Genomic DNA, 16,952 nt, shown 5'->3' on the forward strand with positions numbered 1-16,952 from the left:
GTAAAAATTTATACAAAATAGACGATATAGTAAGCACAAAATAAAATAAAAGGTAATTTGTGGCACAAAAATTAATATTAATTGGTGCATCTACTGGCGGTCCTGGGCATATTAAGAAGCTATTAAAAGACATCAAACTAAATGGCGCTATCGTTGTGATAGCTCAGCATATGAACAAGATGTTTATACATTCTTTCGCAGTACAAATAGGAAAAGAGTGCAATATAAATGTTGAAATTTTGACCGAAAAAACAAATCTGAAAGAAAATATTGTCTATATATGTGAACAAAATACCTTAGTGGCGCCAACTTTGCCAATAAGTGCAAAACCTAATCCTGAAGAAAAGACAATATATACACCAAATGTAGATGTTTTGTTTAGCTCTGGAGTTGGAATTTGTAAAAGCGCAAATGTGCTAGCTATTTTACTAACTGGCATAGGAGATGATGGAGCGGCTGGACTTGATAAGCTTTATAAAGCAGGTGCAAAATGCATAGCTGAAAATGAAGAGAGTGCGATAGTTTATGGTATGCCAAAGCGTGCTAAAGAACTAAATCAAAATTTAAAATCGTTAAATCTAATGATGATAAGAAAAGAATTGGAGGATTTTTTAAATGCTTTTTAACAAAGATACAAAGGGAAGTGAAGCTTTGGAAGTAAAAGCACCAAGCGACATGGATGGATTTAACGAATTTATGAGTACTATAAAGACACTTTGTGGGGTCGATCTAGAGCCAAAGAGAGATATTACACTTCAAAGAATTAGCATTTTTGCTAAAAACCGCCAGATAAAGAGCTTTAAAGATCTAGTTTCGATGATAAGATATGACTCAAATTTGCGCCAAGATATCTTAAATCTAGTAACTGTAAATGAGACATATTTTTACAGAGAGCTGACACAGCTTAAAGATGTTATTTACTATGCTAAAGATCTCGGAGAGGCTAGAATTTTATGTGCGCCATGTTCAACTGGTGATGAGCCATATTCACTAGCTATGCTGGCCTATGAGCTAGGTTTTAAGCAAAATGAAATTTCAATCGTTGGCATCGATATAAACTCAGAAGCTATAACGAGCTGTCAAAAAGGTATTTTTAGTGAAAGAAGTCTAAATAGACTAAGCGATTTTCAAAAAGAGAGATTTTTTACAAAAATTGATGACAAATTCCAGATAAAAAAAGAAATTTTACCAAGGTGTGAGTTTAAAATTTTAAATGTTTTTGATGATGCGATATTTAATCTTGGAAAATTTGATATCGTCCTTTCAAGAAATATGATGATATATTTTGACGATGAATTTAGACTAAAGTGTGTCGAAAGGCTGCACAAGCTACTTAAACCAGAGGGCAGGCTCTACGCAGGACACGCTGATCTTGTGCCTTACACTCCGATTTATGAAAAGTGCTTTTCAAATGGTACCACGTACTATCAGAAAAAATAAAAGCCAATAAGTCGTCTTTAAACAAGGCGACTTAAATCAAATTTTACCTTATCTCATACCTTTTTGAAACTACGTGGTAGTAAAAGGCTCCAACGAAAAAGAGGCTTCCCATAAAGGCTGCGATCATCTCCACGCTTAGTCCAAGCTCGTATAAAAAGCCAATCGCAAATGAGATAAGCGCGCTAAATCCAAGAAAAATCATATCATTATACGCGATCACTCTGCCGTAAAACTCTTTTTGGCAGTTTTGCTGAAGTAGTGTGTAGGTGTAACTCCAAAGGCTTGACGTGCAAAAGCCTGCAAAGATGATGCCAATGAGCGAGAGATAAAAATTTCGCAAAGAGAGCGCCCAGATGATGATGCCAAGACCTTGACCGATGTAGATGTAGATGAGAGTTTTTTTATTCATAAATTTACTAAGCAAGGCCGGTGCAAACATAAGTGAGATCGACCTTGAGGCGTTTAGCAGGCCAATAACCAGCGAGGTTGAGAGTAAATTTGCGTATCTATAGTCAGCCAAAAGTGCGATCAATGCGTCATAGGCAGTGATACCAACAAAGGCGTGCAAAAATATAAGATGCACGATGAGCCTATTTTCTTTTAGGTATTTAAGCCCGTTTTTTAGCATTTTTAGAGGCTTTTCTATAAATTCTGGCTTTAGCTCGTCTAGCTTTAAAAGATATAAAAAGCCAAAACTGCAAAGATAAAGAGCTCCGTCGAGCAAAAAGGCGCTTTTGATGCCAAAAAAATGTATATAAACCCCAGCAAGCCCCATGCCAGCGGTGTATGAAACTGCCCAGATGATCGAGTGGATCTCGTTTGCAAGCTTTAGGTTCTCTTTGCTTAAAATTTTTGGTAGCACGCTCATCTCTACTTGAAAATACATCCCGCCAACGCCGTTTCTGATAAAAATGATAAGCAAAAGCAGCCATAAATAATCAAGCGAATTTATAAAAAGCAGCATAAAAACGCTTATGGTCTCAACCGCCATCATGATCACAAGCATCGGTTTTGGGCTAAATTTATCAACCAAAATGCCACTAAACGGAGCGATGACAACGCCTGGGATAAACGCCATCGCCGCACTTAGTGTAAGCGCCCAAACAGGAGCATCAAGCGAGATAAGTAGCGTAAAGATGCCGGTGTGCGAGAACCACACACCAAAGTAGCACATGAGCTGGACGGTGCTTAAAAGGCGGAAATTTCTCTCGTCCTTTAAAAGCTTAAGATACTCTTTCAAGCTACTGGTTCCACATCAGAGTTATCTGCTCTATTTGCGCCTCGTCTGGGATCTGGCTTAAGTTTGTTATCTCTTGTGCAAGCGGATTTTTAAGCTTTATTAGCATATCGTGGCTATCTATTTTTAGATAGATATTGTTTGCATCGCTTTGAAATTTAGAGATGACAAGGGCGTTTTTTATATCTTTGAAATTTGATTTTAGACTGATGTTTTCTGGAGTTTTAAACTCGTTTGAGTAAATTTCAATGCTTGTGATGATGCCATTTATCAAGGTGTATTCAAAAATTCTCTCGTTTTTGCTTGTGACGATGTAGCTATTTTCTTTTTTAGTATTATCTCTTTTTATGTTTTTTGCGCCATAAAATTTCATCACATCAGCATTTGCTGACTCGTTTGTAAGTTTCGCAAAAAAGCCCTTGCCAAAGAGGCTAGACCTGCCCTTTTCTCTTTTGTAGTGTCCGCTTATGTGAACATTTTTGCAAATTTTATCGTTTGCGATTATGAAGATGTCGTTAGCAGTTTTATGCACGCTTAAAGCCACACCTTTTTCATCCAAAAGGTAAAAAATGCCTTTGTCATAAAGCAGCTCTGAGTTAAATTTACAAAGTGGCGAGCCATCTTTTAGCGATGAGTAAAAGCTTATCTTTGCGCCGTTTTTGCTAGGCACAAGCACAAGCTCTAAAAAGCCATTTTTGTCTTTAAATTTAGAAAATCTAGCAAAAAAACTATCTTTATAAGCCTTATTTACTGGCTCGTAGTTATAAATTTGAGCTAGCACGCCAACTCGCTTATTTTTCTTATCATCAAGCTGAAGAAGTGAGTTTTTGTTTGGCACAAAGTAGCTAAGTGCGCCACTTTCATCTTTTAGCACGATAGCGCTCTCATCGACATCAAATGTGCCACCTTTTTCTACCAAAGTAGCAGCCTTATCCATCGTAAGCATAGTTTTTGTGTAGGTTTTGTCTTTATTTAGAGTTAAGATAGTCTTTATGCCCTCACAGTTTGAGCATGGCAAGGTGGTGTAGTAGCTCGTGTAGATAGAGTTTGAAAGTATTAGTTTTTCTGGTTTTTTGGGTTTTTCGTCTCTAAGAAGAGGTTTTTCTTCTTTTGATTTTTGTGTTTGCTCTTGGTTTTGTGGCTTTAAATTTTCATTTTTCGCGCAGCCAATGATAAAAAATGAGATAAGTATGGCAAAAAGATATTTCATTTGCAACTCCTTAAAAATTGCAAAATTATATCATTTTGCCTTTAAAATTTATTTTACGCGTTTGAAGATGTATTTGTCTTTTAGCTCGCCAGTGACCTCTTTTTGATCCATGTCAAGCATCTTTAGGCTCTCTCCCTCGATCTTATAAAAGCTCTTCTCTTTATACTCATCAACGGTTGTGATAACGCCGTTTTTGACTGAGTATTTGCCCTTGCTAACGGCTTTGTAGTTGTCTTTTGACTTGTAGTTCATTACACTTTCAAATGTGCCGTCTTTTTTAAGTGTAAGGGTTGAGTCTATGCCCATGCAACTAGCGCAAGGTAAAAACGCCTTGTAAGTGCCCTCGACGCTGCTTACTGGAGCCATGCAGCTACCTTTTACTTCACATTTGCCTTGTGGGACGCTTGCGCTTTGGTTTGACGTAGCGCAACCTGCTAAAAGTAGAGCCGCACTTAGTGCAAAGATAAAATTTTTCATGCTGATCCTTTTTGAAAATAAAATTTAAAATGTATTATAATACTTGAGAAAATAACAAATTATAAATTAAAGGAGAGAAGATGCAAGTTGAGACATTTGGCGTTTTAGTCGTTGTTTTGGTTATTTTTGCATTTTTGTTTTTAAAAGCTGGCATCAAGATCGTATCGCAAGCAGATAACTTGCTGATCGAGCGACTTGGTAAATTTCACAAGGTGCTTGACGGAGGATTTCACATTATCATCCCATTTGTCGATCAGATAAGGGCGATCATAACTATAAAAGAGCAGCTTGTTGATATCACAAAACAGCAAGTCATCACAAAAGATAATGTTAATATAAGTGTTGATGGTATCGTCTTTTTAAAGGTATTTGACGCAAAAATGGCGGTTTATAATGTCGATAACTACAAGCGCGCCATTGCAAATTTAGCCATGACAACGCTTCGTGGCGAGATAGGAGCGATGAACCTTGATGATACGCTAAGCTCACGTGACCGCCTAAATGCCGCACTTCAAGTAGCCCTTGGTGACGCTGCTGGCAACTGGGGCGTAAAGATCATGCGTGTGGAAATTTCTGAAATTTCTGTCCCGCTTGGCATCGAAGAGGCGATGAATATGCAGATGAAAGCCGAGCGTGAAAAGCGCGCGATCGAGCTAAAAGCCTTGGCTGAAAAAGAGGCACTAATCCGCAACGCAGAGGCGCTAAAACAAGAAAAAGTGCTTCAAGCAGAGGCGATCGAGCGTATGGCTGATGCGAAAAAATATGAGCAAATCGCCATCGCAACGGCTCAAAAAGAGGCTATGGATATGATAAATGACAGCATGAGTAAAAACGCAAATGCGGCTGAATTTTTGCTTGCGCGTGACAGGGTCGGGGCATTTAGCGAGCTAGCTAAAAATAGCTCAAAAGATAAAATTTTAGTCCCTTATGAGGCGGCTGAACTCATCGGCTCGCTTAGTGTTTTAAAAAATTTCTTAGCTAAGGATAAGGCGTGATAAGTCCTTTTATAATGATAGCCATAGGCGCGCTCTTGTGCGTGGCTGAGCTTATGCTATTTTCATTTTATCTGCTCTTTTTTGGCTTAGCTTTTATCATCGTTGGGGCGATAAATTTTGGCTTTAATTTTGAGTGGCCATATCAAATTTTAGGTGTTGCAGCACTTGCCATTATTTTGCTTGTGCTCTTAAAAGCGCCGTTAAAGAGTAAATTTATGGCTAAAAAAGAGAGCTTTAACGAAGAGTTTTTAGATGAGCCAGGCGTTGGTGAGATCAGAGAAAATATGGTCTATTTTAAAGGCACTCTTTGGAAGTATGACGGAGGGCTAAAAAATGGCGAGAAAGTGCAGGTTTTAGGCACTAAAGGCGACAAAGTTATATTAAAATAAAGTGCCATTTGGCACTTTATCTATTTTGCGTGGGCTGGGCAGCCTGCTGGCATTTGCCCATGCATCGCCCCTTGCATGCCGTGATGAGGGCAGTTTGGCATATTTCCTTGCATCATTTTTTGATGATGAACACATCCGTAGCTTGCACCTTGTGGCTCAGCTGGCTTTGGCTCATTTTTGGTACAACCCACTAAAAATAGGCCTACAACTACGGCTAAAACGATCTTTTTCATATTTACTCCTTCAAAAAAGTATCATATTTTATCTGCTAAAGGTTAAAATTTGGTAACGACATGATTTATCAGATTTAAAAGCATTTTTGGCTAAACTCTCGCCCAAAAATAAGCAAAATAAAAGGTTAAATTTGAAAAGACTTAGTGTAAATGAAGCCATCGATCTTATAGAAAATGCACCGCTTCACGAGCTTGGCAAGATGGCGCTAGCTAGAAAAAAAGAGCTTCATCCAGAAGGCATTACGACCTTTATCGTAGATCGCAACATCAACTATACAAACGTCTGCTGGGTGGATTGTAAATTTTGCGCATTTTACCGCCACGCAAAAGAAGAGGACGCTTATGTGCTAAGTTTTGAGGAGATCGGCAAGAAGATCGAGGAGCTTATAGCCATTGGCGGCACGCAAATTTTATTTCAAGGTGGCGTTCATCCAAAGCTAAAGATCGAGTGGTACGAGGAGCTAGTGAGCTACATCAGCAAGCACTATCCAAGCATCACGATACATGGCTTTTCTGCCGTTGAGATCGACTACATCGCAAGAGTTTCAAAAATTTCTACAAAAGAGGTCTTAAGACGCCTAAACGAAAAGGGCTTATACTCGATGCCAGGGGCTGGAGCGGAGATTTTAAGCGATAGAGTGCGTGACATCATCGCCCCTAAAAAGTGCGACACCGCAGACTGGCTTCGCATACACAAAGAGGCACACGAACTTGGTATGAAGACGACTGCTACGATGATGTTTGGCACGGTTGAGAGCACTCGCGAGATCGTGGAGCACTGGGAGCATATCAGAAATTTACAAGATGAAACGGCTGGATTTAGGGCATTTATACTTTGGAGCTTTCAAGGGCTAAACACAAAGCTCATGCAAGAATTCCCAGAGATCAAAAAGCAAAGCTCAAACGTCTATCTAAGGCTTCTTGCAGTTTCAAGGCTCTTTTTGGATAACTTTAAAAATATCCAAAGCAGCTGGGTCACGCAGGGCAGCTATGTAGGCCAGCTAGCGCTTCTTTTTGGCGCAAACGACCTTGGTAGCACAATGATGGAAGAAAACGTCGTAAAAGCCGCAGGCGCTAGCTTTAGGATGAATCAAGACCAGATGATCGAGCTTATAAAAGATGTCGGAGAAATTCCAGCTAAGCGCAACACAAACTACGATATTTTGGAGAAATTTTAGATGAAAATTTTAGATATCAATGTAAAAAATGTAAAAATCCCAGTCGTTTTTGAAAGCTCAAAAGCGATGCCAGTAGTGAGCCTAAAACTAGTTTTCAAAGCAGCTGGTAGCTCGCAAAATGGCAAGCTAGCAGGCCTTGCAAGGCTAAGTGCAAATTTGCTAAACGAGGGCGACATGAAGCTAGGCTCGGCTAAATTTGCCAAAGAGCTTGAAGTAAGGGCGATCAGCCTAAATGCAAGCTGCGGCTTTGAGACATTTTGCATCGATATAAATTGCTTAAAAGAGCACTTTGCCTTTGCGTGCGGCAAGCTAAAAGAGCTTATAAGCGCTCCAAATTTGACAGAAGAAATTCTAAATAGGTGCAAAACCGTCACACTTGGCGAGATCGCAGCAAATGAAAACGACTTTGACTACGTGGCAAGGCAGGGACTTTTTGAGCTTTTATATCCAAAAAGCGTGCTTTCAGAGCCTAGTATCGGCACTAAAAAGAGCATAAAATCTATCACGCTTGAAGATGTAAGCAAATTTTTAAACGAGCATTTAGACCTTTCAAATTTGCTTTGCGTGCTAGGTGGCGACATCGACGAGAAGCAGGCAAAAGAGCTTGCTAGTGTTTTGGAGATCCTAAAACCTGGCAAGGTGCGAAAACTAGAGCGCTTTAGCCCAAGCAACAAGTGCGAAAGCAGCGAGATCATCAGGCAAAGCGAGCAGGCCTACATCTATTTTGGCGCGCCATTTGATGTAAAACCTGAAGAAAAATACAAGGCCGCGGTGGCGACATTTATCTTAGGCGAGGGTGGCTTTGGCTCGAGGCTCATGGAGGAGATCCGCGTGAAAAGAGGGCTTGCATATAGCGCCTACGCTAGAAATTTGCTAAATCTCTCTTACAACCAGCTATACGGCTACATGCAGACAAAAAATGAGAAAAAAGATGAAGCGATCGCCGTTATAAAAGAGGAAATTTTAAAATTTAGTAAAAAAGGCGTTAGCAAGGCCGAGCTTGAGCAGGCGAAGAAATTTTTACTTGGCTCGTTGCCGCTTAGACTTGAGACGCTATTTAAGCGCCTTGATATCGCGCAGGGCGAGTTTTATGAGCATGGCGAGCTTGGGGCATTTTTGAAGGACCTTGATAAAATTTCAGCCCTTTCGCTAAGCGAGCTAAATAGCTTTATAAAAGCCCACGCAGAGATCAATCAGCTAAGTTTTTGCGTCTTAAAAAATGAAATTTGAAGCAAGCGACAGAGCAAAACTTCTAAAAATAGGCGTGCTTAGCCTGCTTGACCTTGCTCTCGTGCTACCAAAGGGCTTTGAGGATACGACGATCGCTAAGAGCCCAAGAGAGGGGCAGGTCTGCATAAATGTAAAGATCACCTCACTCGCCTCGCGCCCTGGCATGCTAACAGCGCTTGCCTTTTGCGAGCAGTGGCAAAGTAGCGTAAAGATCGTCATTTTTAACGCAAAGTCTTGGCACTACGGCGCTTTTAAGGTGGGCAAAGAGATGGCGATATATGGGCTTTGCTCCTACGCCTTTGGCTCGTGGCAGATCGTAAATCCAAAAATCACCACAAAAATAGGCCAGATCGTGCCTAAATTTAAGACCGAGCTAAAAGATGAGGAGCTAAAAAAACTCATCTTAAAATATCTAAATTTGCAAAATCTACTGGCCGAGGGCTTAAACGAAAAAGAGGCTAAATTTCTAGCTGATCTGCAAAGGCTAGATGAGCAAAGCGTGCAAATTTTATACCGCCTAAAAAACGAGGGCGAGGGCTTAGAAATCTTAAAATTTGTAGAAATTTTTAACTACATAAAAAAGCTAAGTGCTAAAAAAACCTACTTTAAAAGCCCAAAAATCAGGCTTTTTGACATAAGCTCTTGGCTTAATGGCTTGCCATTTACGCCGACAAACGACCAGCTAAACGCCATAAACGACATCAGAGACGACCTTAGCGCCGTGCAGGCAAAAAGGCGCGTCATAATGGGCGATGTGGGAAGTGGCAAGACGCTAGTGATCCTAGCAGCTGCGCTTAGCGTCTATCCGCAAAGTGCCATTTTGATGGCGCCAACAAGCATCTTGAGCGAGCAAATTTATAATGAAGCAAAGAGACTGCTGCCGCCTTTTATGAACGTGATGCTGGTGCGAAGCGGGGAGAAAAAGATAGACTTTAGCGGGGCAAATTTGATCGTTGGCACGCATGCGCTACTCTTTCACGAGCTGCCAAACTCGCCGCTTGTCATGGTCGATGAACAGCACCGCTTTGGCTCAAACCAGCGCAAAAAGATAGAGGAGCTGGCTTCAAGCGAGGACGAGCGAGCAAATTTCGTGCAGTTTTCAGCTACGCCAATACCAAGGACGCTAAGTTTAATCCAGTCTGAGATCGTAAATTTTAGCTTTTTAAAGCAGATGCCGTTTAAGAAAAATATAATGAGCCAAATTTTAGGCGCTAGCGAGTTTGGCTTTTTGCTAACTCACATCAAAAAGCAGCTTGCGGGCGGCTTTCAAGTAGCCATCATCTATCCGCTAGTTGAGAGCAGCGAGAGCTCAAACTACCAAAGTCTAAGCGAGGCGCAGGGCTTTTGGCTAAAGAATTTCAAAAATGTCTTCGTCACGCACGGCAAGGATAAAGAGAAAGAGGAAATTTTAAGGCGGTTTAGAGAAGAGGGCGAAATTTTGCTCTCAACCACCGTTGTTGAGGTGGGTATCTCGCTACCAAGGCTAAATACGATAGTGATCGTGGGCGCTGAGCGGCTAGGGCTTGCCACGCTTCATCAGCTGCGAGGTAGAGTGGGGCGAAATGGCGGCGATGGATACTGCTTTTTATTTACCAAGCTAAAAGAGGCGCCAGCTAGGCTAAAAGAATTTTGCGCGACAAATGACGGCTTTAAGGTGGCTGAACTTGATCTGAAAAACCGCCAAAGCGGCGATATACTAAATGGCTTTTTTCAGCACGGAGCGACCTTTAACTTCTACGACTACGAGGATGATATCACGCAGGCTGCAAAGGCCAGAGTGGCGGAATTTAAAAATAAAGCTCAAATTTGATCTTGTGGGTAGCATTTTAAATCTAGGGTGGATGATTGCTTTTGGCTAAGAGGATTTAAATTTGCGTCAAATTTAAGATGAGGGCGAAAGCTTTTATGGCTAGCTTTAAATTTGATAGAAAATGGCAACTATTATGCGGTTGATTTGGTTTTGTTGCGACTGATCTTGTTTTTTTTAATATCGCTGTTAAAAAAAGGTTGCTAACAAACTTGTCTAGGCTCTGTGGCAAAATGGCTCAGGGTTTTAAAAAGGTCTTTGCTTTTGCGCTATATCTAAATTTATCTTACCTAGCAAAATTTAACCTTTTGCAGGCTCTTTTTAAAATTTACATGAAAATTTGATATGGCAGGATAAATTTGCTCTTTTTATCGCTCACTCCCAAACTCCCATTTTCTCTCTTTTAAACCTTGCTACCATATCCTCATTTCCGCATCGCTCGCTAATGCAAATCCACTCTTTGATATTCTTTGTTAGCCATTCGTTCTCTACCGCGTATCTACACATAAACAGACCCAAATTTGCCAAGTCATTTTCATCACCTTTTGCGTGAAAGGTATTTTTATCAATCTTGATCAAGTTACACTGCTTGGCAAGCTTGTCTAGATATTCATAGATCACGTCTAGCTTATACTTTTTCTCCCTTATAACCTTTTCTTCATCGATCACGATCTTAGTGCCTAGTAGTGGGTAAGCCATTGTTATCCTTTTAAATTTATTTTGCATTTTAGCATTTATGGTTAGCAAATTTAAGTAGAATTTTTTAGATAAAACGAGTGATCTGCCCTTAAAAATTAAGAGCAGATAAATTTATAGTGGATAAGTGAGGCAGCAGTTTCTTTTTACTTCGTCGATGTAGCTCACGTTTAAATTTAGTCCGTAAAGCTTGCTTAAATTTTCGCTTCTAATGATCTCATCAACCGTGCCAAATCCAACCTCGCCATCACCTTTTACAAGTGCCACATATCCGCCAAGAAGCACGGCAAAATCAGGGTTATGAGTGGTTAGCACGACCGAGTAGCCAAGCTCTTTTAGCCATTTGACGGTGCGTAGGAATTTATACTGGTTGCCAAAATCAAGCGCGCTCGTTGGCTCGTCAAATATAATCATCTTTGGCTGCGCAGCCATCGCACGAGCGATCATACACATCTGCTTTTGACCGCCACTCATCTGCGTGATAAAGCGATCCTCAAGATACTCGATCTCAAGCTTTTTTGTGTAAATTCTAGCGATCTCTTCGTCTTCTTTGCTAGGTCTTGCAAAGATGCCAAGGTGCGCCGCGCGTCCCATCGTGATAAACTCAAGTCCGGTGTAGTCATACTCTGTAACCTCGCTTTGAGCCACGTACGCCATGATCTTAGCGCGCTCTTTGTTGCTTAGGCTATCTACGTTTTTGCCATCAAGAAAGATCTCTCCTGAAACTGGCTTTAGCGAGCCGCTTATCAAGCCTAAAGTTGTTGATTTGCCAGCTCCATTTCGACCAAGAATGGTTAAAATCTCACCTGCGCCTATCTTTAAATTTACATTTTCTAGTTTGCCAGCCCCATTTGGGTAGCTAAAGTTTAAATTTCTAACTTCAAGCATCATGCAACCTTTTTATTTCGCCATAAAACCCAGACGAAAAATACCGTGCCGATAAAGCCAGTAAGTACGCCAAGAGGCACTTCGCTCACGCTTATGCTACGCGCTAAGGTATCGACAAATAGCAAAAATATTGCACCCATAAATATGCTTGCAGGCATGCTTTTTATGTTATTTGCGCCAACTAGCATACGCGCTAAGTGAGGCATGAGAAGTCCCACCCAAGCGACTATGCCGCTTATGCAGACGCTGCATGCTGTAAGAAGCGTAGCGCAGATGATGATGACGGCGCGCTCAAAAGCCACATTTACGCCTAGTCTTGCCGCACTCTCGTCGCCAAGAGAGAGCAAATTTATACGCCAGCTCATGGCTATTAGCAAAATGGCGCAGATGATCATCACTGGGGCGATGTATTTTAAGTTGTCACTATCAAGCTTAGCAAGGCTACCAAGCTGCCAATAAACAATGTCAGGTAGCTTTGTCTCAGGGTCTGCGACATATTTTAAAAAGCCGATTATTGAGCCCATGAGGCCACTTACGATGATACCAGAAAGAACTAGCATAAGCGTGCTCGTGCGTCCCATCATCTTAGGTATGGCTAGTGTGATAGCAACGGCTGCTAGGCCAAAGCCAAAGGCAAAAGCCTGCACCCAAAATAGCGATAGATCAAAGATGATAGCAGTGGCTGCTCCCACGCAAGCGCCCGCTGAGACGCCAAGAAGATCAGGACTAACTAGCTGGTTTTTAAAGACGCCTTGATAGGCTGCACCACTCACGCTAAGAGCAGCTCCAACAAGGATGGCTGCGATGATGCGTGGGATGCGTAAATTTTCTATCACATTTGTGATGTTGCTAGCTGCGCCATCTCCAAAACCAAAGCTGTGAGCTAGCACGCTAAAGACGTCGTTAAAAGGTATGTAAAATCTACCAACGCCAAGTGCGACAAAGGCGCAAGCTAGCGTTAGCAAAGCTAAAAAGATAACAACTATTGAAAAATTTGCGTTTTTCATATCTTACTTGCTGCTACCGTCTGGATTTAGACCTTTTATGATATAGCCGTACTCTGTATCGCTAAGATCGTGATTTAAGAACTCTTTATAAAACTCTTTTGTTTTTGCTTTTATATCGACATCTTTAAATAGATCTGGTTGGATAGTCTTTGCTGCCCATAAAATTTGAAGCACGTTTTCAGCGCCGTATCTATCCCAGCTAAATACACCTTTTGGGTTGCCGTAAATTTTGCCGTTTTTAACAGCGTTTGAGCCAGAGAATGCAGGGTGCTCTTTTATCTTTTTGATCTGTGCATCTGTGTCATTGCCGCCAACGATGATGATATCAGGATTTGCATTGATGATCTCTTCTGCGCTAACTTCGATCATTGAACCTTCAGTTTGGATAGCATTTACACCGCCACCTAGCTTGATCCAAGTGTTTTGGATAGTGTTTGTACCATCAATTTTTAGCAAATTCGCTCCGCCAAGAAGGTGAAGTACTTTTGGACGTTTAGCGTCAGGGATGTTTTTTGTTCTTGCTGTTACAAACTCAGAGTTATCGTGGATTTTATTAGCAAGTTTTTCAGCTTTTTTTCTAGCGTCATCAGTGCCTATGACTTCGGCTGTTGCGTAGATGCTTTTCTCCATATCTGGATAGTCTCTAAAGATCAAATTTACCGCGCTAAAGCCGTTTTTGATAAGTTCATCTTGGTAGTTTTTGCTTGATACCACGATAACATCAGGAGCAAGTTTAACAAGCTCTTCGATCTGAAGGTCTTTGCCGTTTAGTGCAGCTGGTAAATTTTTAAGTTTTGGATAGACGTGCTCAAACCACTTGTTGGTTTTGATCAGATCAGTTGTGGCTACAACCTTATCCATACCGCCAAGTGCTAGGATGATCTCGTTGTTTGCATTCCATAATGCAGCGATCTTCTCAACCTTCTCAGGCACGCTTACTTTGACGCCTTTCATATCTGTGATGCTTCTAGCAGACTCAGCTGCGCTTAGGCTAAGAGCTGCAAAAAGTGAAGCAACAAGGCCTATTTTAGCCACTTTGTGCATGAAATTCATTTGCATATTTTTTCCTTTTTTCGTGTGAAATAGTTTGGTTGATATGTTACTGCTATTTACATTAATATTGTGTAAAATTTGCATGTTCATTGTGAAAAAATTGCATATTTTGTAAATTCATATAAAGCTAATAGGATAAATATTCTCCTTTTATTGACATATATCATTAGTCACTATTTTGAAATGAGATAAACTTTCTCCTAAATTTTAAAAAAGGAGAATCAATGCGTGAATACAAAAGATACTGGCTCGTACTTGTTGCTGTGCTGGTGGTTTGCTTTAGTATTTTAGGCTACTACGGCGTTGAGGTTTATAGAAATTCGCCTCCAGTTGTAAATTTCACTGACGAAAATGGCAAGGTCGTGATCGACAAAGAGAGTATCTATAAAGGTCAAGAGGCTTGGCAAAGCATAGGTGGTATGCAAGTTGGCTCTGTTTGGGGGCACGGGGCATATCAAGCGCCTGATTGGAGTGCGGACTGGCTTCACAAAGAGCTAGTTGCCTTTTTAGAGATCAAAGCTGATGAAATTTATCATCTAAAATACGCCGATCTAAACGACGAGCAAAAGGCAAATTTAAAGGTTTTACTTAAAAAAGAGTATAGAGAAAATAGCGTAAAGGACGATAAATTTGTGCTAAGCGCCGATAGGCTAAAAGCGATAAGCCAAGTAGCTAGCGAGTATGCTGCTCTTTTTGGAGATGATCCTAAGTTTAAATCTTTAAGAGAAGCTTATGCGATGAAAGAAAACACGCTCCCAGGTGCAAGCGACAGAGCTGATCTAAACAACTTCTTCTTCTGGTCAGCCTGGGCGACAGCGACAAACAGACCTGGTAGCGAGGCAACCTACACAAACAACTGGCCGCACGAGCCACTAATCGATAACGTGCCAACAAGCGAAAATATCTTTTGGTCGATCGCAAGCGTCGTGATACTTCTAACAGGAGTTGGACTTCTTGTTTGGTTTAGCTCATTTTACGGCAAAAAAGATGACGAAAAGCTTGAGCCTATCAGTGAAGATCCGCTTAAAAAGCTAAATTTAACACCGTCACAAAAGGCGCTTAAAAAGTATCTCTTTGTCACATTAGCTCTTTTTGCGTTTCAAATTTTAATAGGTGGCTTTACGGCTCACTACACAGTCGAAGGACAAGAATTTTATGGCATAAATTTATCAGCCTACATCCCTTATTCGCTTGCTAGAACGTGGCATATACAAGCTAGCATATTTTGGATAGCGACTGGATTTTTAGCGGCTGGACTATTTTTAGCTCCGATCATAAATGGCGGCAAGGATCCAAAATTTCAAAAGCTTGGCGTTGATCTGCTCTTTTATGCGCTACTTATCCTTGTAGTTGGCAGTTTTATGGGTGAGTATCTAGCTATCGCAAACATCATGCCTATAAATTTAAGCTTCTGGCTTGGACATCAAGGCTATGAATACATCGATCTTGGACGTGTTTGGCAGATAATTTTATTTGTCGGTCTTGTCATCTGGATGCTTCTGCTTCTTCGTGGATTTGCAGGTGGGTTTAAAAACAAAGGCGATAAAAATTTACTAGCTATCTTTGCTATGTCAGCGGTTGCAGTTGGCTTATTTTACGGAGCAGGACTATTTTATGGTCAAAGAAGTCCATTGCCAGTGATGGAGTACTGGCGCTGGTGGGTCGTGCATCTTTGGGTTGAGGGCTTTTTTGAGGTATTTGCGACGGCTTCGCTCGCCTTTGTCTTTGTCTCGCTGGGCCTTGTTTCAAAAAGATTTGCGACATTTTCAACGCTTGCAAGTGCGTCACTCTTTATGATAGGCGGCATCCCAGGCACATTTCACCACCTCTACTTTGCAGGCACCACAACTCCTATAATGGCTATTGGTGCAAGCTTTTCAGCGCTTGAGGTCGTGCCTTTGGTGCTTCTTGGCGCTGAGGCGTATGAGCACTACAAACTTCAGTTTGCTCAAAGCTGGGCTAAAACGCTTAAATGGCCGCTTTACTGCTTCATCGCAGTTGCCTTTTGGAATATGCTAGGCGCTGGCGTCTTTGGATTTTTGATAAATCCTCCGATCTCGCTATTTTACATCCAAGGACTAAATACAACGCCAGTTCACGGACACGCAGCGCTATTTGGCGTTTATGGATTTTTGGCACTTGGCTTTGTCTGGCTTGTGGCTACTTATCTATTTAAAGGGCAAGAATTTGATGAAAATTTGATGAAAGTTGGCTTTTGGGGGCTAAATGCAGGACTTATGCTAATGATCGTGCTTTCACTACTTCCAATAGGCATCTATCAGGCATTTGCAAGTCTAGATCAAGGTATGTGGTATGCTAGAAGCGCTGAGTTTTTACAACAGTCGCACTTGCAAAATTTAAGATGGCTAAGGATGCTTGGCGACATGATTTTGATAATCGGCGGCATCTGCTTCTTTGCTCAGCTTTTAAAATTTATGCTTAACAAAAAGGCTTAAATTTATGGGGGCGCTTTGCCCCTTTGTTTAAGCTATCTTTTCATAAAATAGCGCAAATTTAAAGGATAGAAATGATCACATTTATAAAAAGAATTTGCGTTAGTTTTGTCGTGCTTTTGCACCTGTTTTTAGCTCTTGTGGTTGATTATTCATTCCCACACTACGCAAGCGTGCAGATAACTGGTGGCGACGTAAAACGCATGGACAAAGATGGCATCATAGACGCTAAAAACCCAGCCGATGGGCCTGTTAGAGATGTCTATTTTATCTACGCAAAAGATGCGCAAAATGACCAAAAGGTGATGGCTTATAGAAACGAAGATACGGCGTGGGGCTTTCCATTTTATTTTAAATTTAACTCAGCCGACATCCAAGCCATGGCTCAAGGCTTTGCAAATAGCGATAACAACGTCACTATCAAGTACTACGGATATAGAATTTCTATGCTAAATGAGTTTAGAAACGTGATCTCGATAAAAGATAGCGGCACAAACACCAGCTGGCCTATCGCTAGTTACGTGCTTTACTTCATCTTATTTATCTCGCTTGTTATCTGGATAAGAAAGATAAATAAGATTTTTAAACCTAGAATAGATCAAAATAGTGCAGAAAATAAATAGGAAAATATTTTAAGAGAAGGGGTGGGCAAAAGCCCA

The 16,952-nt window shown here is 41.0% G+C and carries 17 protein-coding genes; 9 read left to right on the plus strand and 8 right to left on the minus strand.

Annotation, left to right across the window (positions count from 1 at the left end; all coding sequences use genetic code 11):
* Positions 1 to 59 precede the first annotated feature (59 nt).
* Together CVS89_RS03460 and CVS89_RS03465 are read left to right on the plus strand one after the other, a co-directional pair.
* Positions 60 to 626 carry a CheB methylesterase domain-containing protein gene (locus tag CVS89_RS03460; RefSeq protein ID WP_021083603.1) on the plus strand — a complete coding sequence of 189 codons (567 nt, stop codon included), beginning with the start codon at positions 60 to 62 and terminating at the stop codon, positions 624 to 626.
* Complete coding sequence (locus CVS89_RS03465) at positions 616 to 1,440, plus strand: CheR family methyltransferase (RefSeq protein ID WP_021086396.1); 825 nt, start codon at positions 616 to 618, stop codon at positions 1,438 to 1,440. The genes CVS89_RS03460 and CVS89_RS03465 overlap by 11 nt, the downstream gene beginning before the upstream one ends.
* 43 nt (positions 1,441 to 1,483) lie before the next feature.
* On the opposite strand, the gene CVS89_RS03470 is transcribed toward CVS89_RS03465, so the two are convergent.
* The 3 genes from CVS89_RS03470 to CVS89_RS03480 are packed head-to-tail and all read right to left on the minus strand — an operon-like array spanning position 1,484 to position 4,364.
* A complete protein-coding gene (locus CVS89_RS03470) occupies positions 1,484 to 2,680 on the minus strand; it encodes an MFS transporter (protein WP_103639352.1) in 1,197 nt (398 codons plus the stop codon).
* Between the two features lies 1 nt (position 2,681).
* Positions 2,682 to 3,887, minus strand: a complete 1,206-nt coding sequence (locus tag CVS89_RS03475; RefSeq protein ID WP_107848205.1) for a copper resistance protein NlpE — start codon at positions 3,885 to 3,887, stop codon at positions 2,682 to 2,684.
* Positions 3,888 to 3,935: 48 nt separating this feature from the next.
* Positions 3,936 to 4,364 (minus strand): copper resistance protein NlpE, encoded by a 429-nt coding sequence (locus tag CVS89_RS03480; RefSeq protein ID WP_021086417.1) that lies wholly within the window; start codon positions 4,362 to 4,364, stop codon positions 3,936 to 3,938.
* Between the two features lie 80 nt (positions 4,365 to 4,444).
* Here CVS89_RS03480 and CVS89_RS03485 point away from each other — a divergent pair, with 80 nt between their 5' ends.
* Positions 4,445 to 5,359 (plus strand): SPFH domain-containing protein, encoded by a 915-nt coding sequence (locus CVS89_RS03485; RefSeq protein ID WP_021089647.1) that lies wholly within the window; start codon positions 4,445 to 4,447, stop codon positions 5,357 to 5,359.
* Positions 5,356 to 5,748: an NfeD family protein gene (locus tag CVS89_RS03490; protein WP_107848206.1), complete on the plus strand. Its 393-nt coding sequence runs from the start codon at positions 5,356 to 5,358 to the stop codon at positions 5,746 to 5,748. The genes CVS89_RS03485 and CVS89_RS03490 overlap by 4 nt, the downstream gene beginning before the upstream one ends.
* Positions 5,749 to 5,768: 20 nt before the next feature.
* On the opposite strand, the gene CVS89_RS03495 is transcribed toward CVS89_RS03490, so the two are convergent.
* Positions 5,769 to 5,981 carry a hypothetical protein gene (locus tag CVS89_RS03495; protein WP_107848207.1) on the minus strand — a complete coding sequence of 71 codons (213 nt, stop codon included), beginning with the start codon at positions 5,979 to 5,981 and terminating at the stop codon, positions 5,769 to 5,771.
* Positions 5,982 to 6,112: 131 nt separating this feature from the next.
* On the opposite strand from CVS89_RS03495, the gene CVS89_RS03500 reads away from it, so the two are divergent.
* The 3 genes from CVS89_RS03500 to recG are packed head-to-tail and all read left to right on the plus strand — an operon-like array spanning position 6,113 to position 10,199.
* On the plus strand, positions 6,113 to 7,159 hold the full coding sequence (locus tag CVS89_RS03500; protein ID WP_035145231.1) for a dehypoxanthine futalosine cyclase: 1,047 nt from the start codon (positions 6,113 to 6,115) through the stop codon (positions 7,157 to 7,159).
* Positions 7,160 to 8,389: a M16 family metallopeptidase gene (locus CVS89_RS03505; protein WP_107848208.1), complete on the plus strand. Its 1,230-nt coding sequence runs from the start codon at positions 7,160 to 7,162 to the stop codon at positions 8,387 to 8,389. It begins immediately after the preceding gene.
* Entirely contained in the window at positions 8,379 to 10,199 is a 1,821-nt protein-coding gene (gene recG, locus CVS89_RS03510) for an ATP-dependent DNA helicase RecG (protein ID WP_107848209.1), read from the plus strand. Before CVS89_RS03505 ends, recG begins: the two co-directional genes overlap by 11 nt.
* A gap of 372 nt (positions 10,200 to 10,571) precedes the next feature.
* On the opposite strand, the gene CVS89_RS03515 is transcribed toward recG, so the two are convergent.
* The 4 genes from CVS89_RS03515 to CVS89_RS03530 all read right to left on the minus strand — a co-directional run bounded on the left by CVS89_RS03515 (position 10,572) and on the right by CVS89_RS03530 (position 13,846).
* Positions 10,572 to 10,895, minus strand: a complete 324-nt coding sequence (locus CVS89_RS03515) for a hypothetical protein (protein WP_107848210.1) — start codon at positions 10,893 to 10,895, stop codon at positions 10,572 to 10,574.
* Between the two features lie 111 nt (positions 10,896 to 11,006).
* Positions 11,007 to 11,780 (minus strand): ABC transporter ATP-binding protein, encoded by a 774-nt coding sequence (locus tag CVS89_RS03520; RefSeq protein WP_012001386.1) that lies wholly within the window; start codon positions 11,778 to 11,780, stop codon positions 11,007 to 11,009.
* A complete protein-coding gene (locus CVS89_RS03525) occupies positions 11,780 to 12,787 on the minus strand; it encodes a FecCD family ABC transporter permease (protein WP_107848211.1) in 1,008 nt (335 codons plus the stop codon). The genes CVS89_RS03520 and CVS89_RS03525 overlap by 1 nt, the downstream gene beginning before the upstream one ends.
* A 3-nt stretch (positions 12,788 to 12,790) precedes the next feature.
* The gene (locus CVS89_RS03530; protein ID WP_103594629.1) at positions 12,791 to 13,846 is read right to left on the minus strand and encodes an ABC transporter substrate-binding protein; all 1,056 of its coding nucleotides are present in this window, start codon (positions 13,844 to 13,846) and stop codon (positions 12,791 to 12,793) included.
* A 218-nt stretch (positions 13,847 to 14,064) separates the two neighbouring features.
* On the opposite strand from CVS89_RS03530, the gene CVS89_RS03535 reads away from it, so the two are divergent.
* On the plus strand, positions 14,065 to 16,296 hold the full coding sequence (locus CVS89_RS03535; protein ID WP_107848212.1) for a nitric-oxide reductase large subunit: 2,232 nt from the start codon (positions 14,065 to 14,067) through the stop codon (positions 16,294 to 16,296).
* 71 nt (positions 16,297 to 16,367) lie between these two features.
* On the plus strand, positions 16,368 to 16,916 hold the full coding sequence (locus tag CVS89_RS03540) for a DUF1523 family protein (RefSeq protein ID WP_107848213.1): 549 nt from the start codon (positions 16,368 to 16,370) through the stop codon (positions 16,914 to 16,916).
* Positions 16,917 to 16,952 lie beyond the last annotated feature (36 nt).

This window comes from Campylobacter concisus, from assembly GCF_003048615.2.
GTDB lineage: Bacteria > Campylobacterota > Campylobacteria > Campylobacterales > Campylobacteraceae > Campylobacter_A > Campylobacter_A concisus_C.